Source organism: Burkholderia sp. BCC0097, from assembly GCF_902832985.1.
In the GTDB taxonomy this organism is placed as follows: Bacteria; Pseudomonadota; Gammaproteobacteria; order Burkholderiales; family Burkholderiaceae; genus Burkholderia; species Burkholderia orbicola.
Genome location: NZ_CADFDM010000001.1, coordinates 1,076,290 through 1,102,605, shown reverse-complemented (window position 1 = coordinate 1,102,605; position 26,316 = coordinate 1,076,290). Strand labels below are relative to the sequence as shown.

Here is a 26,316-nt window from a genome sequence, read left to right as displayed (position 1 = left end):
CATGGGAGCGCCGGCAGTCGACCTGCCAGCGAAACTGGCGGACAACCGTCCGCCGCTCGCACGCTCAATACACGTCGCGCATGTAGCGCCGCGCCTTCGAAAGCCGCGCGACGTAGTCGTTCGCGGCTTCGTCCGACATGCCGCCGTGCCGGGCGACGATCGCCTTCAGCGCCGTGTCGACGTCCTTGGCCATCCGCGCGGCGTCGCCGCACACGTAGAAGTGCGCGCCCTCTTCCAGCCACGCGAACAGCTCGGCGCCCTGCTCGCGCATCCGGTCCTGCACGTAGACCTTGTCGGCCTGGTCGCGCGAGAACGCGAGATCGAGCCGCGTGAGGAACCCGCTGTCATGCATCTCGCTCAGCTCGTCGCCGTAGTAGAAATCGGTCTGCGCGTGCTGCTCGCCGAAGAACAGCCAGTTGCGCCCGCGCGCGCCGCGTGCCCGCCGCTCGTGCAGGAAGCCGCGAAACGGCGCGACGCCGGTGCCCGGGCCGACCATCACGATCGGCACGTCGCCGTTCACCGGCGGCCGGAAATGCGCGGACTTCTGCACGAAAACGGGCACGCGGCCGTCGTCCGCGCGATCGGCGAGGAACGTCGACGCGACGCCTTTGCGCGCGCGCCGGCCGTTGTGATAACGCACGGCCGACACGGTCAGGTGAATCTCGCCCGCGTGCGCGCTCGGGCTCGACGCGATCGAATAGAGGCGCGGCTGCATGCGCTTGAGCATGCCGACCAGTTCCGCGCCCGACAGCTCGACCGGGTATTCGTGCAGCACGTCCGCCAGTTGCTGCCCCCACAACCATTGCTTGAGGTCGGCCTTGCGATCGTCGCCGAGCAGCGACTTCAGCGCACCGTTCGCGCTGCGCGACGCGATGAAGGCCAGCGTGTCGGGATGCGGGCGCGTGATGTCGAAGTGGCGTGCAAGCGCATCGCCGAGCCGGATCTCGCCGACACCCGCGACCGACACGGGCGCATCGGCCTTCAGCGCGGTGACGGACAGCAGTTCGTCGACCAGTTCCGGGCAGTTGGTCGGCCATACGCCGAGCGCGTCGCCGGTTTCGTATTCGAGGTTCGCGCCCTGGGTCGACAGCGATACATAGCGCGTGTCCTTTGCCGCGCCCGGCCGGTTCAGCCGCAAGTTCGCGACGAGCTTCGACGGCGCCGGATGCGCTTTCGTCGGCAACAGCCCCGACGGGCTCAATCCGCCGGACGGCACCGCGTGCAGCGCGGCATCGGCCTCCTTGATGCGCGCGACGACGCGCTCGAGCCACTGATCGGCATCGTGCTGGAATTCGACGTCGCAATCGACGCGTGCGCACAGGCGCGCCGCGCCGAGTTCCGCGAGCCGTGCGTCGAGCCGGCGGCCGTGGCCGCAGAACTGGTCGTAGTTGCGGTCGCCGAACGCGAGCACCGCGAAATGCACGCCGTCGAGGCGCGCGGCGCTGCCGGCCTGCAACGCATCCCAGAATTCGCTGCCGTTGTCCGGCGCATCGCCGTCGCCGAACGTGCTCGTCATCAGCAGCACGTATTGCGCAGCGGCGAGCGACGAGACCGGATAGTCGGACAGGCACGCGGTGCGGATCTCGAAGCCCGCGTTCATCAGCTTCGTCGCGTAATCCTCAGTCAACGATTCGATGTTGCCGGTCTGCGACGCCCACAACAACGTGACCTTCGGGCGCGGGCGCACGATGCGCACGCCGCCGGCCGCGGCGGCGTCGGCCGGTAGCGCGGGCGCGGCGGCGATCTGCGCACCGGCAGGCAGGGAGCGGCTGAACAGGCCCGCGAGCATCCCGTCGAGCCAGAGCCGCACGGGTGGCGTCAACGGCGCGCCGGCCGGCAGCACGGGCACACTGCCGTCGCGACGGCCGGCGCTCGCCTTCAGGCCGCTGACGAGGCCGGCCACGTACAGCCGCTCGGTGTCGGTCAGCGGCGGCGGCGCGAGATCGGCGACGCCGAGCGCGGCCGCGAAAGTGTCGATGTCTGCCATGTCGGATTCCTGTGAAGCCGTGATCGGCGAGCTCGCGGGCGCGGGCGCGGGCGCGGGCGCGGGCGCGGGCAGTGCATCGTCCGCGCGTGCGTCGGCGCGCGCCGTCTCGTCGTCGGTCGACGCGAACGCGTCCGTGTCGACCCGCGTCAGCGCGACCGCGCAGTATTTCAGTTCGGGTTGCTGCGATTCCGGGTCGATCGCGTCGTTCGTCACCGTGTTGATGCACAGATCGTCGCCGTATACGTCGCTCCAGTGCATCGGCGCGAAGCAGTTGCCGCGCCGCACGCGTTCGGTCACGACGGCCGGCAGCACCGCGCGGCCGCGCGCCGAACGGATCTCGACGCTGTCCTTCGCGGCGATGCCCAGCGCGCTCGCATCGTCCGGGTGCAGTTCGACGAACGGACGCGGATTGAGCTTGTTCAGCATCGCGACCTTGCCCGTCTTCGTCATCGTGTGCCACTGATGCTGCAGCCGCCCGGTGTTCAGCACGATCGGGAACGTGTCGTCGGGCAGCTCGGCCGGATCGGCGTGCGGCCGCGCGAAAAAGCGCGCCTTGCCCGACGGCGTCGGGAACACGATGCGCGGCGCGTCGCCGCCGTCGGCTGCGGGGCGCAGCGGCTGGCTCACGCCGTCGTTCAGGTAGCGGATCGGGTGCCGCTCGCGCGCGGCGCCCGGCGCGACCGGCCACTGCACGGGCCCGTCGCGCAGCGCCGCGTGGCTCGCGCCGCGCAGGTCGTAGCCGGTCGCCGGATTCGAGAAACGGACGATCTCGTCGAACACGTCGGCCGCCGACACATAGTCGAACGCGTCGCCGAACCCCATCGCACGCGCGACCTCCGCGACGATGCGCCAGTCGGGCAGCGCGTCGCCGGGCGGCGCGACCGCCGCGCGCATCAGCGTCATGTTGCGCTCGGAGTTGATCATCACGCCGTCGCCCTCGGCCCACAGCGCGCCGGGCAGCAGGATGTCGGCGTAGCGGTTGGTCTCGGTGTCGAGGAACGCGTCCTGCGCGATCACGAGCTCCGCGGCCTGCAACCCGGCGATCACGTTGCGCCGGTTCGGCACGGTCGCGACCGGGTTCGTGCAGACGATCCAGCACGCCTTGATGTCGCCGGCCGCCATCCGCTCGAACAGGTCGACCGTGCCGTTGCCGGTGTCCTTGCGCAGCGTGCCGGCCGGCACGCGCCACAGGTTCTCGACGAAACGGCGGTCGTCGTCGGACGCCACCGAGCGCTGCCCCGGCAGCCCCGGCCCCATGTAGCCCATCTCGCGCCCGCCCATCGCGTTCGGCTGGCCGGTCAGCGAGAACGGCCCGCTGCCCGGGCGGCAAATCGCGCCGGTCGCGAGATGCAGGTTGCAGATCGCGTTGGTGTTCCACGCGCCGTGCGTGCTCTGGTTGAGCCCCATCGTCCAGCAGCTCATCCATTCCTGCGCGTCGCCGATCCATTGCGCGGCCGTGCGAATGTCGGCCGCCGCGAGCCCCGTGATGTCGGCGACCCGCTCGGGCGTGTAATCGGCGAGGAACGCTGGCATCGCGTCCCAGCCTTCGGTGTAGGTATCGATGAATGCGGCGTCGGTGCGCCCGTTCGCGTGCAGCAGGTGCAGGAGCCCGTTGGTCAGCGCGAGATCCGTGCCCGGCCGGATCTGCAGGAACAGGTCGGCCTTGTCGGCGGTGCCGGTGCGGCGCGGATCGACGACGATCAGCTTCGCGCCGGCCTTCACGCGATCCATCATCCGCAGGAACAGGATCGGGTGACAGTCGGCCATGTTCGCGCCGATCACGAAGAACAGGTTCGCGCGATCGAAGTCCTGGTACGACCCGGGCGGCCCGTCCGCGCCGAGCGACTGCTTGTAGCCGGTGCTCGCGCTCGCCATGCACAGCCGCGAGTTCGACTCGATGTTGTTGGTGCCGACGAAGCCCTTCGCGAGCTTGTTGACGAGGTACTGCGCCTCGATCGACATCTGCCCCGACACGTAGAACGACAGCGCATCGGGCCCGTGCGTATCGAGCACCGCGCGCAGCCGCCGCGCGGTCTCGGCGATCGCGTCGCGCGCCGGCAGCGGCACGAGGTCGTCCTCGCGCGCGCGGCGCACGAACGCACGGTCGAGCCGCCCCGAGCGGCGCAGCGCGACGTGCGCCGAAGAACCCTTCGTGCAGAGCCGCCCGAAGTTGGCCGGATGGTCGGCGTCGCCGGACACCTTGGCGACTTCGCCGTCCTCGACGTGCAGCACCATCCCGCAGCCGACGCCGCAGTACGGGCACACGCTCTTGACGGGGGTGGCGCTCATGCGTGCTCCCGGGTGCTCAGGCCGCGATCCACACGAAGCCGTCCTCGACCCGCGACGGATACGCGTTCACCGATTGCTCCGGCGCTTCCAGGCATTCGCCGGTGCGCAGATCGAAGTGCTGCTTGTACAGCGGTGACGCGACCACGACGCGCTCGCCCAAGCTGCCCACCAGCCCGCGCGACATCACGGAGGCCTGCGACACGGGATCGACGTTGTCGATCGCGAACACGCCGCCGTCGGCATGCGCGACGTGAAACACGGCGACCTGCTCGCCGTTGACGAGCGCGCACACGCCGGTGTTCGGCACGATGTCGTCGAGCGGGCACACGCGGGTCCAGGACAGCTGAAGACGATCGTTCATGATGGGCTCCTTTGAAAGACGCTGGCGTCGGTCGGGGTCAAACGGTGGCGGGCTCGGCAACGACCGGAATCGCCACGGGCTTGCCGCCCGTGCGTTCGGCGGGCGTCGCGGGCCGGATCTGGCCGCGCGTCTCGACGAATTCGATGGTCGTGTCCGGCGCGTCGCTGTTCACGAAGTGGCGGAAGCGCTTGCGCGTGTCGGGATCGGTGACGGCGCGCTTCCATTCGCACTCGTAGGTGTCGACCACGTGCTGCATGTCGGCTTCGAGTTCGGCCGCGATCGCGAGCTTGTCGTGCACGACGACGTCGATCAGGTAGTCGAGGCCGCCTTCGAGGTTGTCGCGCCACACGCTGGTGCGTTGCAGCCGGTCGGCCGTGCGCACGTAGAACATCAGGAAGCGGTCGATGTAGCGGACCAGCGTCGCGCGATCGAGATCGGACGCAAGCAGTTCCGCGTGGCGCGGCTTCATCCCGCCGTTGCCGCACACGTACAGGTTCCAGCCCTTCTCGGTCGCGATGATGCCGACGTCCTTGCCCTGCGCTTCCGCGCACTCGCGCGTGCAGCCGGACACGCCGAACTTGATCTTGTGCGGCGCGCGCAGCCCCTTGTAGCGGTTCTCCAGATCGATCGCGAGGCCGACCGAATCGTCGACGCCGTAGCGGCACCACGTCGACCCGACGCACGATTTCACGGTGCGCAGCGCCTTGCCGTACGCGTGCCCCGATTCGAAGCCGGCCGCGATCAGTTCCTCCCAGATCGACGGCAACTGCTCGACGCGCGCACCGAACAGGTCGACGCGCTGGCCGCCCGTGATCTTCGTGTACAGGCCGTATTTTTTCGCGACCTGGCCGACCGCGATCAGCCCTTCCGGCGTGACTTCGCCGCCCGGCATGCGCGGCACGACCGAATACGTGCCGTCGCGCTGGATGTTCGCGAGGTAGTAGTCGTTCGAATCCTGCAGCCCCGCGTGCTCCTTCTTCAGCACGAACTCGTTGAAGCACGACGCGAGGATGCCCGCGACGGCCGGCTTGCACACGTCGCAGCCGAGGCCGCGGCCGTGCTTGTGCAGCAGTGCGTCGAACGTCGTGATGCGCTCGACGCGAATCAGGTGGAACAGCTCCTGGCGCGAATACGGGAAGTGCTCGCACAAATGGTTGTTGACCGCGAGGCCCTGCTTCTTCATCTCGGCCTTCATGATCTGCGTGACGAGCGGCACGCAGCCGCCGCACGACGTGCCGGCGCCCGTGCAGGTCTTCAGCGCGCCGAGGCTCGTCGCGCCGTCGGCCACGGCCGCGCAGATCTGCGACTTCGACACGTTGTTGCACGAGCAGATTTGCGCGCCTTCCGGCAGCGCGTCGACGCCGATCGCCGGCTTCGCCGCGCCGTCCGACGACGGCAGGATCAGGAATTCCGGCGACTCGGGCAGCTCGATGCGGTTCAGCATCATCTGCAGCAGCGTGCCGTACTCGGCGGCATCGCCGACCATCACCGCGCCGTGCAGGAACTTGCCGCAGCCGGACACCACGAGCTTCTTGTAAACCTGGCGGCGCTCGTCCGCGTACTGGTAGGTGCGGCTGCCGGCCGTCGTGCCGTGCGCGTCGCCGATGCTCGCGACGTCGACGCCCATCAGCTTGAGCTTCGTGCTCATGTCGGCGCCGGCGAACGCGGCGGCGGCCGCTTCGTCGGCGTCGCCCGCGAGCTGCTTCGCGACCACGCGCGCCATGTCGTAGCCGGGCGCGACGAGGCCGTACACCATGCCGTTCCAGGCCGCGCATTCGCCGATCGCGTAGATGTCGGCGTCGCTCGTGCGGCACGCGTCGTCGATCGCGACGCCGCCGCGCGGGCCGATGTCGAGCCCGCACGCACGGGCCAGTTCGTCGCGCGCGCGGATGCCGGCCGAGAACACGATCATGTCGGTGTCGAGATGCGAGCCGTCTGCGAACGCCATCCGGTGCGCGCCTTCCTCACCGTCGACGATTTCGAGCGTGTTCTTGCCGGTATGCACGGTCACGCCGAGCGCCTCGATCTTCGCGCGCAGCATCCGGCCGCCGCCGTCGTCGACCTGCACGGCCATCAGGCGCGGCGCGAATTCGACCACGTGCGTGTCGAGCCCCATGTCGCGCAGCGCCTTCGCGCATTCGAGGCCGAGCAGCCCGCCGCCGATCACGACGCCGCGCTTCGCATGCGCGCCGCACGCCTGCATCGCCTCGAGATCCTCGATCGTCCGGTACACGAAGCAGCCCGCGCGATCGCGACCCGGCACCGGCGGCACGAACGGGCGCGAGCCGGTGGCGAGCACCAGCTTGTCGTACGCGAGCGTTTCGCCCGATGCGAGCGTGACGGTATGCGCGGCGCGGTCGATCGACGCGACCTGCGCGTTCAGGCGCAGGTCGAACTGCGGATGACGCTCGAAGAAGCCCGGTTCGACCAGCGACAGATCGTCCGCCGACTTGCCCGCGAAGAATTCCGACAGGTGCACGCGATCGTAGGCCGGGCGCGGCTCCTCGCTGAGCACGGTGACCTGCAGCGCGCCTGCCGTGCCGGCCGCGCCGGCTTGCGCCACGACGCATTCGAGGAGCTTGTGGCCGACCATGCCGTGGCCGATAACGATGAGTTTCATGATGACGATTCCTTCGGTCGATCAGTTCGCGGCGCCGGCGGCGGCCAGCGCGCGATCGCGCAGCTCGGCTTCGCGCGCCTTGTGTTCTTCGCTGAAGCGCACGGCCATCGCGCACAACGCGGTCGCGGTCACCGCGAGGCCGAGCAGGCTCAGCGTCTGCTGCACGTCGCCGACACCCTTCAGCAGGAAAGCCGCGGCCACCGCGCCGACGTTGCCGCCCGCACCGACGATCCCCGCGACGCCGCCGAGTGCCTTGCGGTCGATGAACGGCACGAGCGCGTAGGTCGCGCCGCACGCCATGTGCGTGAACAGGCCGAAGGTCAGCATCGCGACGAGGGCCATGCCGATGCCTTGCGCATGCGAGAACCAGAGCAGCCCGAGCCCTTCGCCGATGATCAGCGCGCACAGCAGCGTCGCGCGCACGTCGAGGCTGCGGCGGGCGGCGATCTTGTCGGACAGCCAGCCACCGAGCGCGCGGGCGAACAATGCGAGCAGCCCGAACATCCCGACCGCGAAACCGGCGTCCTTCAGCGACAGCTTGAAGTGATCGACGTAGTACAGCGCGGCGATGTTGTGGATGAACACCTCGACGCCGAAGCACGCGCCGTACGTGACGAACAGCATCCATACGCGGTAGTTGCCGCAGGCCGTGAAGAAGCTCGCCCAGCCGCCCTTCTTGCCGCTGTCGACCGTCACACCCTGCTTGCGCAGCGCGACGAAATCGCCTTGCGGGCAGTCCTGCGTGAAGCGCCAGTACGCCCACGCCATCACGAGCATCGCCACGCCCGGCACGACCAGCGCGATGCGCCACGACGAATCCTCGCCGAAGCCGAGCATCAGGCCGGCGGCGACGAGCAGCGGCATCAGCGCCTGCGTCGCGCCCGCGCCGGCATTGCCCCAGCCGGCCGTCGTCGCGTTCGCGGTGCCGACCACGTTCGGCGCGAACATCACCGACGTGTGGTACTGCGTGATCACGAAGCCCGCGCCGATCGCGCCGATGCCGAGCCGGCAGATCAGGAACCACAGGTAGTCGTGCGTGAACGACACGGCGAATACCGGGATCGCGCCGAACAGCAGCAGGCCCGCGTACACGCGGCGCGGGCCGAAGCGGTCGCACAGCGGGCCGACCAGCAGCCGCACGGCGATCGTCGCGGCCACCGCGGCGATGTTGATGTTGGCGACTTGCGCCGCCGTGAGATGAAATTCGCGCGCGATCAGCGGCATCAGCGGCGCGCACGCGAACCACGCGAAGAAGCAGATGAAGAACGCCATCCACGTTAGATGGAACGCGCGCATCGGCGCGGTGCGGAGGCTGAAGAGATCGATACGGGTAGCTTTGTCGGTCATGTCATCCGCCAAACGAAAAACGGCGTCCTGCGCACCCAGTCTCGTCGAGACCTGATGCGTAGGACGCCGTTGCCCATGAAGCCCGTTGCCGGGCGCGTCGGTATTCGGTACTGCGGACGGATCGCCATTGACCCGTCCGAACGAGCTAACGCAAGCGACGTGCCATGTCGGCGTCGATCACGCCGCGAGCCCCACCGCACAAGGCGCAGCGGGCATCGGGCACGTCGCCGCGGCGCGCGGCGCGCTCTCCGTCGCGATGCACCGGGGCACAGATGTGGTGCGCTGCAGCACTGTCGTCGTGCGGCATCGCGGTGCGTGCGGACGGGGCACGATGCACGCCGATGCGGCATGACGGCGGCCCGTGCGCGGCAAGCGCATGCACGCGTACGGCCATCGCACGGTGCGCGGCGCCGCGCCCAGGCCGCCTCGTCGCGCCGGTTGGCCCGGATATTGCTGAACCTTCATCACACCGGCAACGGCGCCGGTGGGCAGTCCCCGCAAACCCTGCTCGCCCTTCACCGCGAGCCCTTCAGGACAACGGCGTCCCTCCGTGCACGGCACGGCCGGATGCCGGTGCGTTTCGACCGCCCGCCGCCGCCGAGCAACAACGCGATATCAGACCGCCGCAGCGATGCGATGCGGCACAGGAACACGACATGACGACAGGCAAAGTCACGCTGCTGGGCGCCGGCCCCGGCGATCCCGATCTCCTCACGCTGAAGGCGGTGAAGGCGCTGGCCGCCGCCGACGTGCTGCTGCTCGACGATCTCGTCGCGCCCGGCATCGCCGAACTCGCGCCGCGGGCGCGCGTGATCCGCGTCGGCAAGCGCGGCGGCTGCCGCTCCACGCCGCAGGCATTCATCGAGAAACTGATGCGCCGCTACGCGCTGCGCGGCGCGCACGTGGTGCGCGTGAAAGGCGGCGACGCGCTGCTGTTCGGGCGCGCCGGCGAGGAACTCGCGACGCTGCGCGCGGCCGGGATTCCGGTCGAGATCGTCAACGGCATCTCGTCGGGATTCGCCGCCGCCGCGAGCCTCGGCATCTCGCTCACGCACCGCGAGCACTGCCAGGGCGTCACGTTCGTCACCGCGCACCGCCAGGATCATGGCGAACCCGACTGGGCCCGGCTCGCGGCGACCGGCACCACGCTCGCGATCTACATGGGGATGAGCCGCGTCGACAGCATCGCGGCGGGCCTGCTCGCCGCACTGCCCGCGTCGACGCCGGCAGCGGCCGTGCAATGGGCCGGCACGCCCGACGAACGTCGCTGGACCGGCACGCTGGGCACGCTCGCGCGCGGCATCGAAGCCGCGCGGCTGGGCAGCCCGGCCGTGATCCTCGTCGGCGGCGCGATCGGCGCAGCAGCCGCGCAAGGCGCGAGCACGGCAACCGGCGCGGCGCTTGCGCGGGCCGCCTGACATGCGCGGCATCGCACGGCTTCGGCCACTCCCCGTTTCCGTCACCTCGGGCCGCGCGTGCGGCCTGCCAGCATCGTCCGCCCCCTGCATCGACGCGTCACTGCCCCTGTTGCCCGCCTCATGAGTTCGTCCGCCCTGCCCGCCCGCCTGCGCGTGCTGCTCGTCACCGACACCGACAAGCCGATCGGCGAACTCGGCGACGCGCTCGCGCGCCTCGGCTACGAGATGCTGAACGACGTCGCGACGCCCGCGCGCCTGCCGGCGGCCGTCGAGGAGCAACGCCCCGACGTCGTGATCATCGACACCGATTCGCCGTCGCGCGATACGCTGGAGCAGCTCGCCGTCATGCATGCGACCGCCCCGCGCCCCGTGCTGATGTTCAGCCACGACGCCGACCAGGAGCTGATCCGCGCGGCGGTCGGCGCGGGTGTCAGTGCGTATCTCGTCGAAGGGTTGTCGGCCGAGCGCCTCGCGCCGATTCTCGAAGTCGCGCTCGCGCGCTTCTCGCACGACGACGCGCTGCGCCGCCGGCTGGCCGACGTCGAGCGCGAACTCGCGGAGCGCAAGCTGATCGACCGCGCGAAACGCGTGCTGATGGACCAGCGCAAGCTGTCCGAACACGATGCGTATGCGGCGCTGCGCAAGCGCGCGATGGATCAGGGCCTGCGCATCGTCGACGTCGCGCGACAATTGCTCGACGCGTCACCCCAGTCATGAGTGCCATGCATACCTCTCCTCCCGCCGCGCCGGAACGCGCGCATCTTCGTCTCGGGTTCGTCGCGCTCAGCGACGCGGCCCCGCTGATCGTCGCGCAGCGCCTGAATCTCGGCGCGCGTCATGGCCTCACGCTCGAATTGAGTCGCCAGCCGTCCTGGGCGGCCGTGCGCGACAAGCTGCTCAGCGGCGAGCTCGATGCCGCGCACGCGCTGTACGGGCTCGTCTGCGGGCTGCAGCTCGGCATCGGTGGCCCGCGGGCCGACATGGCCGCGCTGATGGTGCTGAACCGCAACGGCCAGGCGATCACGCTGTCGCGCGGCCTCGCCGACGCGTACCGCGAAACCGCCAGCGTGCGTGCCGCGTTCGCGACGCTCGGCCGCAAGCCGCTGCTCGCGCAGACCTTCCCGACCGGCACGCACGCGATGTGGCTGAACGCGTGGCTCGCGTCGCACGACGTCGATCCGCTGCGTGACGTGCGCAGCGTCGTGATTCCGCCGCCCGAGATGGTCGCCGCGCTGGCGGGCGGCGAGCTCGACGGCTTCTGCGCGGGCGAGCCGTGGCACGCGGTCGCGGAAGCATGCGGCGCGGGCCGCACCGTCGCCGTCACGAGCGAGATCTGGCCCGATCATCCGGAGAAGGTGCTCGCGACGCGGCGCGATTTCGTCGCGCTGTATCCGGCCACCGCGCGTGCGCTGGTCCGCACGCTCGTCGATGCGTGCGCGTGGCTGGACAGCCCCACGCACCGTCGCGAGGCGGCCGACTGGCTCGCGTCGCCCGACGCGCTCGGCGTGCCGGCCCGGCTGATCGCGCCGCGCCTGCTCGGCGACTACGGCGCGGGGCCCTTCGCCACGCCGCCGCTGCTGATCCGCTTTCACGACGGCGGCACGGTGAACCGGCCCGATCCGCGCGAGGGCCTGTGGTTCCTGTCGCAGTACCGGCGCTGGGGCATGCTCGACGGTTCGCACGACGACGCGGGCATCGCCGCGGCGATCGCGCAGACCGCGTTGTATGATGCTGCGGTCGCCGAAGGCGGCGCGGCGGATCTGTCGCAGGCGTAGCGCGTATCGCGCGCACCGCGCAGTGCGGCCGGCGCGCCGGCGCCACGCCGAGTCGACGGCCCCGCCGCTGCGCGCTCGTGCCGCTCGTGCGACACCGCCTCGCCACTCCGTCCCCGCTCCGAATCAATGCCGAAACGAACGCGCGCGCCGCTCGACGTGCTGCTCACCGAAATCCGCGCGTGCCGTGCATGCGAAGCCGACCTGCCGCTCGGTCCTCGCCCGGTCGTGCGCGCCCACCGCGACGCACGCATCCTGATCGTCGGGCAGGCGCCCGGCGCACGCGTTCATGCGAGCGGCATCCCGTGGGACGACGCGAGCGGCAAGCGGCTGCGCGGCTGGCTCGGCGTCGACGCCGACACCTTCTACGACGAGACGCGCTTCGCGATCGTGCCGATGGGCTTCTGCTACCCGGGCCGCGGCGCGAGCGGCGACAACCCGCCGCGCCCCGAATGCGCGCCGCTGTGGATCGACCGGCTGCTGGCCGAACTGCCGTCGATCCGGCTCACGCTGCTGATCGGTCAGTACGCGCAGCGGCATTTCCTGCGCGACGCGCGCAAGGCGACGCTGACCGACACCGTGCAGGCCTGGCGCGACTACGGCCCGGCGATCCTGCCGCTGCCGCATCCGTCGCCGCGCAACCAGGCGTGGTTCAAGCACCACCCGTGGTTCGACGCCGACATCGTGCCCGAACTGCGGCGCCAGGTCGCGCCGCTGGTCGCCCGGTAAACGCCGCCGCGGCCATGCCGCGACGCTTCGCAACATCCCTGTTATCCGTATCGAATCAAGCATGAACGACACCCCAACCGATATCGACTTTGCCTGCAACGGCTGCGGCGGATGCTGCCGCGACCTGCGCATTCCGCTGACGATCGACGAAGCCATTGCGTGGCTGCGGCGCGGCGGCCACGTGGAGCTGCTGTGCGATGCGATGCCGTGGCTCGTCGAGCCCGAACCCGACAACGCGTTCGCCGCGTACAAGCGCGTGCGCTCGACCGCCGCGGCGAGCGGCTCGCTGCCCGTCCGCATCACGATCATGCTCACCGCGACCCATGCCGGACCGTGCCCTAACCTGCTCGACGACCTGCGTTGCGCGATCTACGACGAGCGCCCGCTCGTGTGCCGGATCTATCCGGCCGAAGTAAATCCGTTCGTGCCGCTGGTGCCGGGCGGCAAGCAATGCACGCCCGACGCGTGGCAGCAGGCGCCGTTCGTCCGCGGCGGCACGATCGTCGACGCGGATACCCGCGAGAACATCGCGCGTTCGCGTGCAGCGAGCGAAGCCGAGACGCCGCTGCGGGCACGGCTTTGCGCGGCCTTGGGGATCGATACGGCGGCCGTTGCCAACGAAGGGTTCGCGATCCATGCGCCGCCGGCCGCCACGCTGCTCGCGGCGCTGACGGCGCTGCGCGCGGCGGAGTCGGCACCGTCCGGCGCCGACGACGCCATCGGGTGGACGCTGGTGTCGAACCGTACGTCGACGCTGGATGCGCTCGTGTCGGTCGGCGCGACCAGTCAGCGTGCAGGTAGCCGCAGCCCGAACGCCGGTTATCTCGGCTTCCACCCGGACGAATGATCGCCGCGCGGCGCGCCGCGAGCGGCACCGGGCGAAGCCGTGCGGCCGCACGGATCGCCGCCGCGCCCGGTTCGCTGTACCATCGCGGCTCAACCGCGTCACGAACAGCAGAATCCCTCATGCCCTCCACCGCCCCGCCGCGCCTGTACGGGATGCCCGAACGCAGCGACCGGCTCGACTTCTACATCCGCGACCAGGCGTCGCGCCAGGCGATCACCGAACCGCACCGGCACGCGTATTTCCAGATCCAGTTCAACCTCGGCGGCGACACCGAGCAGCGCATCGGCGGCGTCACGCGGCCGTTTCCGCGCGGCGCGCTCGCGTTCGTGCTGCCGCACCGCGAGCACCTGATTCCGCACCCGGAAGGCGCGCATTTCATCGTGATCAACTTCAGCCAGGCGTTCCTGCGCGCCGATCTCGACGTCGATCCGCTCGATCTCGAGGACGTGCCCGCGCATCGCTTCCCCGAACTCACGCCGTTCCGCTTCCAGGAGCACCTCGATTTCATCCTGACCGGCGATACGTACGACGAAGCGCGCCGCCTCGCGCTGTGCATGCTCGACGCCGATCGCGTGCGCACGTTCGGCTCGACCACGCTGCTGCGCGGCTACCTGCTGCAACTGATCGGGCTCGTCTGCACGCAGTACGCGGGCGCGCTCGACAAGCTCGCGCAGCGCGGCGCCCAGCGCGCCGGCCGGCGCGACGCGCTGGCCCGCGTGCTGCGCCACGTGCGGGCGAACCTGACCCGCGAGGACCTGACGCTCGCCGCGACCGCCGAAGCCGCGTTTCTCTCGCCGAACTACCTCGCGCACCTGGTGCGCAAGGAAACCGGCAGCACCTTCACCGATCTCGTGACCGAGCGGCGGATCGCGCTCGCGCAGTCGCTGCTCGCCCACACCAGCCGGCGCATCGCGGACATCGCCCGCTCGGTCGGCTTCCGCGACGAAGGGTATTTCGCGCGGCGCTTCCGCGCGCGGGTCGGCGTGTCGCCGAAAGCGTATCGCGACGCGAACGCCGGGTTGCCCGCGGCCGACGACCCGCAACCGGCCGCCGACGCGTAGTTTTGTCCCGGTAAAACGCAGTTGCGTCGCATTCCGGCGCACGCGCGTCGGGTATCGTTGCACGCATGCCGGCGCAGTGCGCCGGCCATCCGTCTTCCTACCGAACGAGGCCAATCCGATGTCCGCCTATGTCATCGACGCCGCCGAGCGTCCTTCCGTCGAAGTCGAACAGTCGTCCGCGCGCTTTCCGGTGCGCCGCGTCTTCTGCGTCGGCCGCAACTACGCCGACCATGCCCGCGAAATGGGCGCCGACCCCGAGCGCGAACCGCCGTTCTTCTTCACGAAGCCGGCCGACGCGATCGTGCCGGCCAGCGGCACGGTGGCCTATCCGCCGCTGACGAACGATCTCCATCATGAAATCGAGCTGGTCGTCGCGATCGGCAAGGACGGCCGGTCGATCGACCCGGCCGACGCGCTGTCGCATGTATGGGGCTACGGCGTCGGCGTCGACCTCACGCGCCGCGACCTGCAGGCCGAGGCGAAGAAGCTGAGCCGGCCGTGGGACTGGGCGAAGGGTTTCGACGCGTCGGGCCCCGTGACCGCGCTGCGCCCGGCGACGGCCACCGGCCATCCGGCCGCCGGCCGCATCTGGCTCGCGGTCAACGGCGACACGCGCCAGCAAGGCGACCTCGCCGACATGATCTGGGCCGTGCCCGACGTCATCGCGTACGTGTCGCGCTCGGTCGAGCTGAAGGCCGGCGACCTGATCTTCACCGGCACGCCGGCCGGCGTCGGCGCGCTGCAACCGGGCGACCGCGTGACGGGCGGCGTCGACGGCGTCGCGACGTTCGAATTCGTGGTCGGCGCGAAGCCGTAACGCGCCATGCAGGGCGGCCGCCTGCCGGGCCGCCCATGCGATACCGCGTTGCCGGTCAGTCGTAGCGGCGCAGGAACGCGTCGGCGACGGCCGGCGGATTCAGCGCTTTCGCCGACACGTTTTCCAGCGCCTCGGCCGCGTCGTCGTCGCTGATCGACACGAACAGCGTGATGGCTGCCCGGTCGTCGCCCGTGCCGAACACGCCGTCGCGATCGAGCAGCCGCAAGGCCTCGATCATGTCGGTATGCAGTTGCCGGGAAAATTCCCCGAAGCGCGACTGGACGAACTGCGGGCTCAGCACCTCGTCGGCGAGCCTGCCGCAGATCGCGTTGAACGGCGAGGCCTCGGCCGCCGCGTACGCCCACTCGGGCACGCCCCATACGAACCACGGATCGTCGTCCGCCACCGCCTGTTGCGCGCGCATCCGGCGCAGCCCTTCGACCGTATTGGCTGCCGGCACCACCGTCATCGCGCCGCTGTCGGTGTACAACGCAAACGCGTAGAAATGCTCGTCCGGGTGCAACGCCCGCAGCGCCCTGAAGGTCGCCCTCGCGGCATCGGCAATGTCCCGCTGGAAATCAGAAAAGTCGCTCATCGCATCCTCGCCCAGTCGCCGTTCGCGCTCGCCCGGACACGCGGTGCGCGGATCGTGCGCCGTGTCCCGGCATGCGGCGGATTGTCCGTCATTCGGCCGCGCGCCGGTACCGGGGCGCACCCGCGCTCACCGGCCGGCGTCCTGCCCGTCGAACGCCCGCACGCACACGGCGGCCGCCAGTGCGATCGCCGCCGACAGCAGCATCATCGCGAGCGGCAGGTAGCCTGCGTTGCGCGGGGTCAGCAGCGTACCCGTCAGCGACGACAGCGCGGCGCCGCCGCCGATCGTCATCGCGCCGGCCAAGCCCGACGCGCTGCCCGCCAGTTCCGGGCGTACCGACACCGCACCCGCATGGGCGCCGGGGTTGCTCAGCCCATTGCCGATGCCGACCAGCACGCACGGCCCGAACCACGCGAGCGCATGGGTTACGCCGCCGAACAGCAGCGCAAGCCCGATCAGCGGCCCCGCACACGCGACGAGCCGCCCGCACAGGATCGTCGTGGCCAGCGCATGGCGGCGCGCGACCCGCGCGGCCAAAAAGCTGCCGCAGACGAAACCGGCCGTGATCGTCCCCATGTAGAAGCCGATCTCCGCGGGCGGGATGCCGAACAGCGTTGTCGCGGCGAGCGGCGCGCCGGCCAGGAACGCATAGAACGCGCCCGTCGAGAACGCCATGCACAGCGCATAGGCCCAGAAACGGCGTGCACGCAGCAGCGCCGGATACGCGCGAAGCTGCTGCCCGAAGCTCGACGGCCGACGCGTATGGGTTTCGGCGAGATCGCCCACGCACCAGGCAAACAGCGCGGTGCCGACTACGGCCAGCAACCAGAAACTCGCGCGCCAGCCGACCGTCTGGTCGAGCGCGCCGCCGAGCGTCGGGCCGAGCATCGGCGCGAACGCGGCCGCCATCGCCGCGTAGCCGATCCGGCTCGCCGCGCGCGCGCCGCCGCCGGTATCGCGGATCGCCGCCATCGACACCGGATAGACCGATGTGATCGCCGCCTGCATCAGCCGGCAGCCGAGAAACACGCGGATATCGGTCGCCATCGCGCAACCGAGCGAACCGAGCGCGAACAGCGCGACGCTCGTCAGCACGATCGGCCGCCGCCCGAACCGGTCGGACAGCGGCCCCGTCACGCATTCGAGCGACGCGGCCACCGCCGCATATCCGCCGAGCGACAGCGCGACGAGCGCATAGTCGGTATGCAGGTCGCGCACGATCGCCGGCAGCGACGGCAGAAACAGGCTCAACGGCAGCACCGACAACGCGCACAGCACGATCAGCGTGGCATGCCGCGGCGACGCCGGACCGGAAGCGGTCGACAGGTTCGATGACAAACGGATGCCCTCCCGCGCACGCGCCGCATGGCCGTGCGCAACACGCAACACAAAAAAAAGCCCCCGAACGAGTCGGGGGCGCATGGGTGCCGGCGCGGTGCCGCTACCGGACCCTGCGCCTGTGGACGACTACGATGAAGCAAGTGGTTTTCATGCCGAATGGCTCCTGAATACGTGGCGGACCGCCCGCGATATCCGACGATGTTAGGCGGACGACAGCCGCCGCGTCAACGCGCTAACGCGTGCGCACCGATACGAACTTCCGCGCGTTGTTGCGCTGGATCAGCACGGCGATCACGCTGCCGCCGCTCGCTTCGAGCGTCTGCACGTCGTCCGACGTCTCGAGCAACGTGTCGTTGAGCTCCAGCACGACGTCGCCCGGCTGGATGCCGGCGCGCGCGGCCGGGCCGTGCACCGCGTCCACCATCATGCCGACCGCGAGCCCCGTCGAGCGGCGCTCGTTGTCGCTCAGCGCATGCATCGTCAGGCCGAGGCGGTCGCCGTGGTCGCCTGCATCGCCGGTGCCCGGCCCCGGCTGCGCGGCGGCTTTCGGCGCGGCCATGCCGACCGTCGCGGCCGTACCGCCGCCCGCGTCGTCGGCGCCGGTGATCGTCAGCGTTACCGGCACACGGTTGCGGATCACCCGCAGCGGCGCCTTGCCGCCGGGCGGCAGCGCGGCGGCAAGGTCATTCAGTTCGGCCGAACGGCCGATCGCCTTGCCGCCCATCTTCACGATCACGTCGCCGGGCTTCAGGCCGGCCGCGGCGGCCGGCGAGCCGGGCGCGACGCCGTTGACGAGCGCGCCCGCCGGCCGCGGCAACCCGAACGCCGCGGCCAGACCGACGCCGACGTCCTGCACGTCGACGCCGAACGCATTGGCCGACGGCGCGTCCGGCGCGGGCGCCTGAGCCTGCTGCGCCTGCATCTGCGCCTGCTGTTGCGCGCGCAACTGGGCGCGCACCTTGGCCGCGAATGCGATCGGGCTGGCGAACGTCGTGCTCGCGTAGCGGTCGGCGCCCGGATAGACCTGCACCGCGATGCCGATCACGTCGCCCGCGCGATTGAACACAGGGCCGCCGGAGTTGTCCGGGCTCGGTGCGATGTCGGTCTCGAAGAACGGGAATGCGCTGCCGTCCGGCAACCGGCGCGCCGTCGCGCTGACGATGCCGGCCGTGACCGTGTTGCCCGATCCGTCCGGCGCACCGATCGTCATCACCGGTTCGCCGGCGCGGACTTTCGACGAATCGCCGATGCGCACGAACGGCAGCTTCGTCGCGTCGACGCGCAGCACGGCGACATCGCTTTGCGGATCGACGGCCAGCACCGTCGCCTTGAATTCGCGGCGGTCGGTGAGCCGCACCGTCACGTCGGTCGCCTCGTCGACCACATGGGCGGACGTGAGGATCAGGCCATCGGCGCTCACGATGAAGCCCGAGCCGCTGCCGGACACCGCGCGCGGCGCCGTATCGGGCGCCAGCGCCTGCGGCCCCTGCGCGGGCGGCGGCGCGCCGTGCCGGAAGAACGCGGCGAGCGGATCGTCGGGATCGAGCGCGGCAAAGGCCGGCCCGCCGGTTTGCGGATCGGGTGTGGCGGCCAGGATGGTCACGACCGCCGGGCCGTAACGTTCGACGATCGCCGGGAAGTCGACCGGCATCGCGTAAGGCGCGGCGGGTGGCCGCGCCTTCATCGCCGGCGGTGCGGCGTGTGGCGCGAGGGTGCCCGCAACGGCGTCGGGCAGCGGCATACATCCGGCAAACACGCCCCCGATCAACGCGGTGCGAAGCACGGCGCGAGCAAGCGTCTGGCAAACCACGGTGCCACCTCCCCCGGCAGCCGCGACGCCCCCCTGCGCGAGACGCGCAGGCGCCCGACAAGCACCGGTACACCCCACCATTTATAGCCCACGCGCCGGTCGGAACATACGAATCGAAACCCGTATGCCGGGAGGCGTCGTGGCGGCGGAACCGCGAGGGCATTCGTTTCGAACAAAGTGCGCGGTTCGTCAATCCGAACATCCACCACGCATCGGTGCGCGCGTCACCGGCATCGTTGCGATCTGCGGTCGACGGCCGATCATCGGCCTGTTGCGCATCAACGACCGCGAAACCATACCGTCACGCGGCGCCCGCGCCAACCCGCTCCGCGATCGTCGACACCATCCGCAACATCGGCTCGAACGCATCGGCCGACGTATTGCCGAAACCGAGCACGAGCCCGTTGCCGGCCCGCGCCGCATCGATCGCGAAACCCGACAGCGGAAACGGCCCGATGCCATGCGCGCGCGCCGCTTCGACGATCGCGCGATCGCGATACCGCGCCGGCAGCCGCAGCGCGAGATGCAGCCCGCACGGGCCGCCCTCGACCTGGTGCGGCACGCTCAGGCTGCGCTCGAGCGCGGCGAGCAGCAACCGCCGCCGGTCGCGATACAGCCGGCGCATCCGCCCGAGATGCCGGCCGTACTCGCCCGTCTCGATGAAGTCGGCAAGCGCGAGCTGCACGTGGCGGGTCCCGCCGCGCAGCATCTCCGGCAGCGCCGGCCGCACGGCGGCCAGCAACGCATCGGGCAGCACGAGAAAACCGATCCGCAGCGCCGGAAACATCGTCTTGCTGAACGAGCCGAGATAGACGACCGGCGAGTCGGGCGCGAGCCCGTGCATCGCGCCGATCGGCTCGCCGGTGTGACGGAATTCGCTGTCGTAGTCGTCCTCGATGATCCACGCGCGATGGCGGCGCGCCGCGTCGATCAGCGCGAGCCGGCGCGAGATCGACAGTACGGCGCCGGTCGGGAACTGGTTCGACGGCGTCGTATAGACGAGGCGCGGCGTCCGCTCGCGCCAGTCGTCCGGTTCCACGCGCAGCCCTTCGGCGTCGACCGGCATCGGCACGACGTCGAGGTCGGCCGCCTGCATCGCGGTGCGCGCGCCGCGATAGCCGGGCTCCTCGACCCACACCGTATCGCCCGGATTCGTCAGCAGTTGCGCGCACAGCGCGATCGCTCCTTGCGCGCCTTCGGTGATGACGATCTGCTCCGGGTCGCAGCGCACGCCGCGCGTGACGGCCAGGTGGCGCGCGATGGATTCGCGCAACGCGGGCTCGCCAAGCGGATCGCCGTACGCCAGCAGGTCGCGGCCGGCACGGCGCAACGCGCGGTCGATCGCATGCCGCCACGCATCCACCGGGAAATGCGACAGCGCGGGCACGCCCGGCCGGAAGCCCTCCGATTCGCCGGTGCCGACGAGGCTCGGACGAATCCGGCCGAGCCGCTGCGCGACGGCCGGCGGCGCGGCTCGTCGGCGCGGCGGCGTGGGCCGCGACAGCCCGACGACCCGCGTGCCGCGACGATCCGATTGCAGGAAGCCTTCGGCGACGAGCTGCTCGTACACGGCGGCCGTCGTATTGCGCGACACGCCGAGCGTTTCGGCCAGCGCGCGCGTGCCGGGCAGCCGCGTGCCGGCCGGCATCGCGCCGCCGAGAATCGCGTCGCGCACACGGCGCAGCAACTGGCGCTGGAGCGACGGTGCGCCGGGCGTGCGCGCCAGCGGCGCATCGAGCGGCAGCAACGGCGCGTCGCCGGCAGGAAAGGCAGTCGTCATCGGAACATCGCAGCGTGAAAAAGTCGGAACGCGACGCACGGGCGAGCGTCGCACGGTGACCGGCGCGCGGCTGGCGGCACCGGATCGTGGCACCATAAATTTACCGATCGCTGGCGCTTCTCATGGTACCTCGCCGGGACTACGATCGTCTGCATGCCGGCATGTCGCCGGCCGCCAACCGAAGCGAGATCGACCTTGCCCACGCTCACCAACGCTTTCCAGCAACCCATCGGCCACCCCGTTCCCGACTGGTCCGCGCGTCCGCGCCCGGAGCGCATCGTGCTCGAAGGCCGCTACTGCCGGCTCGAGCCGCTCGACGCCGAGCGCCACGCCGCCGATCTGTATGCCGCCTACGCACAAGCGCCCGACGGCAGCGACTGGACCTATCTCGCACACGGCCCGTACGCCGACGAATCCAGCTACCGCGACTACGCGCGCGGCGCGCAGGCGAGCCCCGATCCGCTGCACTACACCGTGATCGACCGCGCCACGGGCCGCGCGGTCGGCACGCTCGCGCTGATGCGCATCGATCCGGCCAACGGCGTGATCGAGGTCGGCTCGGTCACGTTCTCGCCGCTGCTCAAGCGCACGCCGGTGTCGACCGAAGCGCAGTTCCTGCTGATGAAATACGCGTTCGACACGCTCGGCTACCGGCGCTACGAATGGAAGTGCGACGACCTGAATGCGCCGTCGCGCAAGGCGGCGGCTCGCCTCGGCTTCCACTACGAAGGCACGTTCCGGCAGGCGATCATCTACCGCGGCCGCAATCGCGACACCGCGTGGTTCTCGATCGTCGACGGCGAATGGCCGGATGTGCGCGCCGCGTTCGAAGCATGGCTCGCACCGGAGAACTTCGACGCGCAAGGCGAACAGCGCCATTCGCTCACCGCGATCCGCCACGCGCAGGCCAGCGCGCGCGATGCCGCCAGTCGCGCGAACGACGCAACGCGCGTCACGGTGCGCCCGCTCGTCGCCGCCGACGAAGCCGCATGGCGTCCGCTGTGGCAGGGTTACCAGAGGTTCTATGACACCGCGCTGAGCGACGCGGTGTTCGCGACGACCTGGGCGCGCCTGATGGACCCCGCCGAGCCGATGTTCGTGCTCGGCGCGTTCGACGCGTCGGGTGCGCTGGTCGGGATCGTCCATGCGATCTACCACCGCTCGTGCTGGACCGAAGGGCCGTACTGCTACCTGCAGGACCTGTACACGGCGCCCGACGCGCGCGGGCAAGGCGCGGGCGGCGCGCTGATCGAGGCCGTGTACGAACGGGCGCGCGAAGCCGGCGCGAGCCGCGTGTACTGGCTCACGCACGAGACCAACATCACCGCGCGCGCGCTGTACGACAAGCTCGCGAACAACGCCGGTTTCATCCAGTACCGGCACGATCTGAAGCAGTAACGTCGTCCTCCCGACGGCCGAGGTTCAGCCATGAACCTCGGCCGGCTGGCGTGCGTCGCCGGCCTCGGGCGTGGCGTCGCACGCCGCACTGTCCAACCCCGGCAGCGCTGCCGGGCGGATCATCTCGTCGCCATTGGCCGGCACGGGCCGCCGCACCGGCCGGAACACCGGTTCGCCCGGCTCGATCGGCTGCCCCGAGAGCGCGCAACGGCCGGACTGCAACGCGACGCGCAGGCGCCAGCGTTGCTCGCCGTAATGACACCGGCCGCTCTCGACCCAGCGCACCAACAGTGCGTCATCGCCCGCCTCCAGCACCGTGACGAACAGTTGTGGGCGCAACGGCGATGCCGCGGCCGTCGCGTGCTCCGGAATCGGCGCACGGCCGATCGTCACGAGCGGATGCGCGACCACGCCGCCGCGCGACGACATCGCATCGCCGTCGTCGAGCGTGGACACGTCGCATGACAGGTCTTCTTCGCAGATCAGGCTTTCCATGGTGTTGGGCATGCTTGACGGATTTCCGTGCAGGTTGAACGACGTCGGCGCAGCGCCGGCCCATCGGTTGCGCAGCAGGGACAGGCCGCTCGCCGCGCCGGCGACGGCGACGGCGACGGCGGCCGCGAGCATCGGCCCGATGCCGCCCGACCAGCCGAACACACCGACGATCGCGCCGATCGGCAGCGGCCCGATCACCTGATCGAGAGAGTTGCCTGCACGATCCAGGCGGTGCTGAGCAGCGCCAGCGACGGTGCGGCACCGGGCGCGCACGCGAGGCTCGTCGCGGCCAGCATCCCAGCCATGGCCGAGAGCGCGAACCCGACCGCAATCGGACCGACGAACATGATACAAATTGAAGTTAACTTCAAGTAAAGGGGTAGCGGGCGCAACGATCCGTTTCGGCGATGGTGACAATGGCCTCGCGGCAAGCGACGGCATCCTGATCTAAGCTGTCGGCTTCCCCCGACAACGCCGCGCCCCTACGCATGCCGACCGCCTCCCCCGCACCGGCCACGCTGTTCCCGCTCGACGAAGCGTGGTCCGATTTCCCCCGCCGCAAAGCGGCCGTGCGCACCTTCATCGCCGGATACTGCGCCGCGCGCGACCGGCGCGACGCGCCGCTGCACGACGGCCGGGACGGCCATGTCGTGCAGTTCGACGGCGCGATGGGCCGGCCTTTCGAGCATTTCATGATCGAGGGGGCGCCCGTGTCCGCCGCCGGCCCGTTTGCCGTCGGCGCGTGGATCACGCGCTACGGCGTGGCACCGCTGCCGCCCGCGCTACACGGCAGGACGCGCCGGCTGACCGACGAGCACTTCATGGCCGCGGATATCGACGGGCTGTCCGGTGACGGCGTACTCGCGCAAGCACTCGCCTGCGACACGCCGGACGCGATCGGCGCGTTCAACGCCAGCGGCGCCTTCCCGCCGTTCCAGCCGAATCCGGCCGCGTTCCTGTTCGCGCACCGGCTCGACGGGCAGATCGCGGCCACCGCGCGCTACGGCTTCGCGTCGCAGCGCGATATCGTCGTCGACCGCGTCGGAACGGCGGATGCCTTCCGGCGTCGCGGCCTTGCGACGCAACTGCTCGCCGCGATCGTCGCGCACGCGCGGCACCGCGGCGCGCGCCGCGTATGGCTCATCTCGACCGAAGCCGGCCAGCCGCTGTACCGTGCCGCCGGATTCACATCGCTCGCCGCGGTTGCCGTGGACGAAGTGCTCGCCTGAACGCGGATCGGGCAACGCCTCCCGTTGCGGTTCGTCTCGCGATTCGTCTCATTGCGCTGAGACGAACGTCCCGGCGTCTCACGTCACCCGCTGTTTCGCTGTCGCAGCAAATTCGGCGCCCCATTCGTTCCGAACCCGTTCCGGTCGGCAGAAAGTGAAATGGTGCAACGCACGCCACGCGCACCGTCGAGCGCCACGCACCGCCGCACTTCACGCTGGCCCCGTTCCTGCATACCGGTCGATCGCGCAATCGCGCGACGGGCGCACCGGCAGCATTGCCGCGCACCCGACGACAACCTGACGGAGACAGCAACGTGAGTACACCGGCACCGAACATCACATCCAGCATGAAGGCCGCCGTCTGGCATGGCCGCCACGACATCCGCGTCGAAGAGGTTCCCGTTCCGGAGCGCCCGCCCGCCGGCTGGGTCACGATCCGCGTGCACTGGTGCGGCATCTGCGGCTCCGACCTGCACGAATACGTCGCCGGGCCGGTATTCATCCCGGTCGACGCGCCGCATCCCCTGACCGGCCTGAAGGGCCAGTGCATCCTCGGCCACGAGTTCAGCGGCGAGATCGCCGAGCTCGGTGCGGGCGTGTCGGGCTTCGCGGTCGGCGACCGCGTGACGGCCGACGCGTGCCAGCACTGCGGCACCTGCTGGTATTGCCGGCACGGGCTGTACAACATCTGCGAGAACCTCGCGTTCACCGGGTTGATGAACAACGGTGCGTTCGCCGAATACGTGAACGTGCCGGCCGAACTGCTGTACAAGCTGCCCGACAATTTCCCCACCGAGGCCGGCGCGCTGATCGAACCGCTCGCGGTCGGGCTGCATGCGGTGAAGAAGGCCGGCAACATCGTCGGGCAGACCGTCGTCGTGGTCGGCGCGGGCACGATCGGCCTGTGCACGATCATGTGCGCGAAGGCGGCGGGTGCCGGGCGCGTGATCGCGCTGGAGATGTCGGCCGCGCGCAAGCAGAAGGCGCTGGAGGTGGGCGCGAGCGTCGTCATCGATCCGAAGACGTCCGACGCGATCGCCGAAGTCAGGGCGCTGACCGGGGGCTACGGCGCCGACGTGTCGTTCGAATGCATCGGGCACACGGCCACCGCGAAACTGGCGATCGACGTGATTCGCAAGGCCGGCAAGGCGGTGATGGTCGGCATCTTCGAGGAACCGGCGCCGTTCAATTTCTTCGACATCGTGTCGACCGAGAAGGAAGTGATCGGCTCGCTCGCGTACAACGGCGAATTCGCGGACGTGATCCGCTTCATCGCCGACGGCCGCATCGACGTGCAGCCGCTCATCACCGGGCGCATCGCGCTCGGCGACATCGTCACGCACGGCTTCGAGGAACTGGTCAACCACAAGGACCGCAACGTGAAGATCATCGTCCAGCCGGCCATCGCCTGACCGTACACGCGCGGCCGCGGCTTCGATTCACGCCGCACCGCGCAGGCTCGCGCGCCGCGAACGCATGCCGATCGACGACGTGCCCCGACGCGACGACGCGACGACGCGATCATGCAGCGCACCCCGGCCCAGCGGTCGCGTGTGCCGATCCCTCTACCGGACCATGCACTCGCGTACCGGCTACGGCCGATCGCTGTCGCGGCAGGCGGCACCGCAACCCCGCACGATTCTTCGATATACTGAATCGAACCCTTTTCGGGACAACCGGGGGCAACCACGCGTTACGTACGTTCGCCCCGACCTGCGTGGAATGGCGCATCGTGAAACCGCGAGCCGGACTGATTCTCGAACTCTTCGTCAACCTCGTGCTGCCCTGGGTGGCCTATCGGGTCGCGCATCCGTATTTCGGCGAAACCGGCGCGCTGTACGCGTCGGCGGTTCCGCCGATCATCTGGTCGATCGTCGAATTCATCCGCTCGCGCCGCGTCGACGCGGTGGCGGCCATCGTGCTGCTCGGCATCACGCTGTCGATCGTCGGCATGGCGTTCGGCGGCAGCCCGCGCACGCTGCTGATGCGCGAATCGATCGGCTCGGGCACGATCGGCATCGTGTTCCTGCTGTCGCTGTTCCGCGAACGCCCGCTGATCTACTATCTGGCCCGTGCGACCGTGGCCCGCGAGATGGACGGCGGCGCCGCGCACTTCGAAGCCGTCTGGGACGCGCAACCGGGCCTGCGGCAGATGCTGCGGCTGATGACGTTCGTGTGGGGCGCCATCATGACCATCGAGATGCTGCTGCGCTGGTGGATGGTCGTCAACTGGCCGGTCGAACGCGTGCTGGTCGTGTCGCCGGTCATGGGCTACACGGTGTTTGCCTGCCTGCTGCTGTGGACGTTCTGGTACCGGCGGCGGATGCGCGTGCGCAACAGCGTCGACATCCCGGGCCGCGGCGGCGTCACCGAAACCGCCGGCCGCTGACGCGCGGCGCGCCGGCTGTCGGGCGGCGGGT

At 70.3% G+C, this 26,316-nt stretch carries 20 protein-coding genes and 1 pseudogene; 11 read left to right on the top strand and 10 right to left on the bottom strand.

The window, feature by feature from the left end; genetic code table 11:
* Positions 1-64: 64 nt before the first annotated feature.
* From HWX07_RS04820 to HWX07_RS04805, 4 genes are read right to left on the bottom strand one after another with little or no spacing between them, the layout of a single operon-like run.
* Positions 65-4,276, bottom strand: coding sequence for a bifunctional nitrate reductase/sulfite reductase flavoprotein subunit alpha (locus HWX07_RS04820; RefSeq protein WP_175875389.1), 4,212 nt, complete (start codon positions 4,274-4,276; stop codon positions 65-67).
* Positions 4,277-4,292: 16 nt separating this feature from the next.
* Positions 4,293-4,637: a nitrite reductase small subunit NirD gene (gene nirD, locus HWX07_RS04815; protein ID WP_175875388.1), complete on the bottom strand. Its 345-nt coding sequence runs from the start codon at positions 4,635-4,637 to the stop codon at positions 4,293-4,295.
* Between the two features lie 37 nt (positions 4,638-4,674).
* Positions 4,675-7,257 (bottom strand): nitrite reductase large subunit NirB, encoded by a 2,583-nt coding sequence (nirB, locus tag HWX07_RS04810; RefSeq protein WP_175875387.1) that lies wholly within the window; start codon positions 7,255-7,257, stop codon positions 4,675-4,677.
* Between the two features lie 21 nt (positions 7,258-7,278).
* Positions 7,279-8,604, bottom strand: a complete 1,326-nt coding sequence (locus HWX07_RS04805; RefSeq protein ID WP_175875386.1) for an MFS transporter — start codon at positions 8,602-8,604, stop codon at positions 7,279-7,281.
* Positions 8,605-9,260: 656 nt separating this feature from the next.
* Here HWX07_RS04805 and cobA point away from each other — a divergent pair.
* The 7 genes from cobA (at position 9,261) to HWX07_RS04770 (ending at position 15,248) form a co-directional block, all read left to right on the top strand.
* Positions 9,261-10,022, top strand: coding sequence for a uroporphyrinogen-III C-methyltransferase (gene cobA, locus HWX07_RS04800; RefSeq protein WP_175875385.1), 762 nt, complete (start codon positions 9,261-9,263; stop codon positions 10,020-10,022).
* Between the two features lie 120 nt (positions 10,023-10,142).
* The gene (locus HWX07_RS04795) at positions 10,143-10,739 is read left to right on the top strand and encodes an ANTAR domain-containing protein (RefSeq protein WP_027812380.1); all 597 of its coding nucleotides are present in this window, start codon (positions 10,143-10,145) and stop codon (positions 10,737-10,739) included.
* A 5-nt stretch (positions 10,740-10,744) separates the two neighbouring features.
* Complete coding sequence (locus HWX07_RS04790) at positions 10,745-11,797, top strand: CmpA/NrtA family ABC transporter substrate-binding protein (RefSeq protein ID WP_175875384.1); 1,053 nt, start codon at positions 10,745-10,747, stop codon at positions 11,795-11,797.
* A 126-nt stretch (positions 11,798-11,923) separates the two neighbouring features.
* A complete protein-coding gene (locus HWX07_RS04785; RefSeq protein WP_175875383.1) occupies positions 11,924-12,523 on the top strand; it encodes a uracil-DNA glycosylase family protein in 600 nt (199 codons plus the stop codon).
* A gap of 61 nt (positions 12,524-12,584) precedes the next feature.
* Complete coding sequence (locus HWX07_RS04780; protein ID WP_175875382.1) at positions 12,585-13,370, top strand: YkgJ family cysteine cluster protein; 786 nt, start codon at positions 12,585-12,587, stop codon at positions 13,368-13,370.
* A gap of 119 nt (positions 13,371-13,489) precedes the next feature.
* On the top strand, positions 13,490-14,431 hold the full coding sequence (locus HWX07_RS04775) for a helix-turn-helix transcriptional regulator (RefSeq protein WP_175875381.1): 942 nt from the start codon (positions 13,490-13,492) through the stop codon (positions 14,429-14,431).
* Positions 14,432-14,549: 118 nt separating this feature from the next.
* On the top strand, positions 14,550-15,248 hold the full coding sequence (locus HWX07_RS04770) for a fumarylacetoacetate hydrolase family protein (protein ID WP_175875380.1): 699 nt from the start codon (positions 14,550-14,552) through the stop codon (positions 15,246-15,248).
* A gap of 55 nt (positions 15,249-15,303) precedes the next feature.
* On the opposite strand, the gene HWX07_RS04765 is transcribed toward HWX07_RS04770, so the two are convergent.
* The 4 genes from HWX07_RS04765 to HWX07_RS04750 all read right to left on the bottom strand — a co-directional run bounded on the left by HWX07_RS04765 (position 15,304) and on the right by HWX07_RS04750 (position 20,774).
* The gene (locus tag HWX07_RS04765) at positions 15,304-15,843 is read right to left on the bottom strand and encodes a DUF4303 domain-containing protein (protein WP_175875379.1); all 540 of its coding nucleotides are present in this window, start codon (positions 15,841-15,843) and stop codon (positions 15,304-15,306) included.
* 126 nt (positions 15,844-15,969) lie between these two features.
* Positions 15,970-17,181: an MFS transporter gene (locus HWX07_RS04760; protein ID WP_175875378.1), complete on the bottom strand. Its 1,212-nt coding sequence runs from the start codon at positions 17,179-17,181 to the stop codon at positions 15,970-15,972.
* 235 nt (positions 17,182-17,416) lie between these two features.
* On the bottom strand, positions 17,417-18,994 hold the full coding sequence (locus tag HWX07_RS04755) for a trypsin-like peptidase domain-containing protein (protein ID WP_175875377.1): 1,578 nt from the start codon (positions 18,992-18,994) through the stop codon (positions 17,417-17,419).
* Positions 18,995-19,295: 301 nt separating this feature from the next.
* Entirely contained in the window at positions 19,296-20,774 is a 1,479-nt protein-coding gene (locus HWX07_RS04750; RefSeq protein WP_175875376.1) for a PLP-dependent aminotransferase family protein, read from the bottom strand.
* A gap of 195 nt (positions 20,775-20,969) precedes the next feature.
* Between HWX07_RS04750 and HWX07_RS04745 the strand changes: the two genes are divergently transcribed.
* The gene (locus HWX07_RS04745; protein ID WP_175875375.1) at positions 20,970-22,172 is read left to right on the top strand and encodes a GNAT family N-acetyltransferase; all 1,203 of its coding nucleotides are present in this window, start codon (positions 20,970-20,972) and stop codon (positions 22,170-22,172) included.
* A gap of 24 nt (positions 22,173-22,196) precedes the next feature.
* On the opposite strand, the gene HWX07_RS04740 is transcribed toward HWX07_RS04745, so the two are convergent.
* Both HWX07_RS04740 and HWX07_RS04735 read right to left on the bottom strand, forming a co-directional pair.
* On the bottom strand, positions 22,197-22,679 hold the full coding sequence (locus HWX07_RS04740; protein WP_175875374.1) for a DUF3331 domain-containing protein: 483 nt from the start codon (positions 22,677-22,679) through the stop codon (positions 22,197-22,199).
* Positions 22,680-22,719: 40 nt separating this feature from the next.
* Positions 22,720-22,999 (bottom strand): annotated as a pseudogene (locus tag HWX07_RS04735) (MFS transporter); the annotation flags it as partial.
* Positions 23,000-23,155: 156 nt separating this feature from the next.
* Here HWX07_RS04735 and HWX07_RS04730 point away from each other — a divergent pair.
* From HWX07_RS04730 to HWX07_RS04720, 3 genes are all read left to right on the top strand, one after another.
* Positions 23,156-23,896, top strand: coding sequence for a GNAT family N-acetyltransferase (locus HWX07_RS04730; protein WP_175875373.1), 741 nt, complete (start codon positions 23,156-23,158; stop codon positions 23,894-23,896).
* 347 nt (positions 23,897-24,243) lie between these two features.
* Entirely contained in the window at positions 24,244-25,308 is a 1,065-nt protein-coding gene (locus HWX07_RS04725; RefSeq protein ID WP_175875482.1) for a 2,3-butanediol dehydrogenase, read from the top strand.
* 320 nt (positions 25,309-25,628) lie between these two features.
* Positions 25,629-26,285 (top strand): VC0807 family protein, encoded by a 657-nt coding sequence (locus HWX07_RS04720; protein WP_175875372.1) that lies wholly within the window; start codon positions 25,629-25,631, stop codon positions 26,283-26,285.
* The last annotated feature ends 31 nt before the right edge of the window (positions 26,286-26,316 follow it).

Coding starts and splice junctions, on each gene's coding strand:
- HWX07_RS04820 (WP_175875389.1), bottom strand. CDS start 4,276: ATGAGCGCCACCCCCGTCAAGAGCGTGTGCCCGTACTGCGGCGTCGGC.
- nirD (WP_175875388.1), bottom strand. CDS start 4,637: ATGAACGATCGTCTTCAGCTGTCCTGGACCCGCGTGTGCCCGCTCGAC.
- nirB (WP_175875387.1), bottom strand. CDS start 7,257: ATGAAACTCATCGTTATCGGCCACGGCATGGTCGGCCACAAGCTCCTC.
- HWX07_RS04805 (WP_175875386.1), bottom strand. CDS start 8,604: ATGACCGACAAAGCTACCCGTATCGATCTCTTCAGCCTCCGCACCGCG.
- cobA (WP_175875385.1), top strand. CDS start 9,261: ATGACGACAGGCAAAGTCACGCTGCTGGGCGCCGGCCCCGGCGATCCC.
- HWX07_RS04795 (WP_027812380.1), top strand. CDS start 10,143: ATGAGTTCGTCCGCCCTGCCCGCCCGCCTGCGCGTGCTGCTCGTCACC.
- HWX07_RS04790 (WP_175875384.1), top strand. CDS start 10,745: ATGCATACCTCTCCTCCCGCCGCGCCGGAACGCGCGCATCTTCGTCTC.
- HWX07_RS04785 (WP_175875383.1), top strand. CDS start 11,924: ATGCCGAAACGAACGCGCGCGCCGCTCGACGTGCTGCTCACCGAAATC.
- HWX07_RS04780 (WP_175875382.1), top strand. CDS start 12,585: ATGAACGACACCCCAACCGATATCGACTTTGCCTGCAACGGCTGCGGC.
- HWX07_RS04775 (WP_175875381.1), top strand. CDS start 13,490: ATGCCCTCCACCGCCCCGCCGCGCCTGTACGGGATGCCCGAACGCAGC.
- HWX07_RS04770 (WP_175875380.1), top strand. CDS start 14,550: ATGTCCGCCTATGTCATCGACGCCGCCGAGCGTCCTTCCGTCGAAGTC.
- HWX07_RS04765 (WP_175875379.1), bottom strand. CDS start 15,843: ATGAGCGACTTTTCTGATTTCCAGCGGGACATTGCCGATGCCGCGAGG.
- HWX07_RS04750 (WP_175875376.1), bottom strand. CDS start 20,774: ATGACGACTGCCTTTCCTGCCGGCGACGCGCCGTTGCTGCCGCTCGAT.
- HWX07_RS04740 (WP_175875374.1), bottom strand. CDS start 22,679: ATGCCCAACACCATGGAAAGCCTGATCTGCGAAGAAGACCTGTCATGC.
- HWX07_RS04730 (WP_175875373.1), top strand. CDS start 23,156: ATGCCGACCGCCTCCCCCGCACCGGCCACGCTGTTCCCGCTCGACGAA.
- HWX07_RS04725 (WP_175875482.1), top strand. CDS start 24,244: ATGAAGGCCGCCGTCTGGCATGGCCGCCACGACATCCGCGTCGAAGAG.